Raw genomic sequence first — 416 nt, forward strand, 5'->3', positions numbered from 1 at the left:
AATGGACTCTCTATCTATCACGAAGTTTGATAATAAGATTATGTCAATTGAATCTTCATTATATGCAAGCAGTGGTCACCGTGGAGAGCTTACAAGACCCTAGTTCTTGGTAAGAAATATAACCCGAAAAAAACCCTTAAAGGGAGGTGAAATACATGAAAAAATGGATCAATCCAAAAATGGACTCTCTATCTATCACGAAGTTTGATAATAAGATTATGTCAATTGAATCTTCATTATATGCAAGCAGTGGTCACCGTGGAGAGCTTACAAGACCCTAGTTCTTGGTTAAGAAATATAACCCGAAAAAAACCCTTAAAGGGAGGTGAAATACATGAAAAAATGGATCAATCCAAAAATGGACTCTCTATCTATCACGAAGTTTGATAATAAGATTGTGTCAATTGAATCTTCAT

Annotated in this window: 1 protein-coding gene; it reads left to right on the forward strand. The window is 34.6% G+C overall.

Annotated elements, in window-relative coordinates; all coding sequences use genetic code 11:
• The first annotated feature begins 155 nt into the window (after window positions 1–155).
• Window positions 156–281, forward strand: a complete 126-nt coding sequence (locus tag ACS2FK_RS30515) for a hypothetical protein (protein ID WP_255253835.1) — start codon at window positions 156–158, stop codon at window positions 279–281.
• The last annotated feature ends 135 nt before the right edge of the window (window positions 282–416 follow it).

It is taken from the genome of Bacillus cereus group sp. BceL220, assembly GCF_051776965.1.
In the GTDB taxonomy this organism is placed as follows: Bacteria; Bacillota; Bacilli; order Bacillales; family Bacillaceae_G; genus Bacillus_A; species Bacillus_A cereus.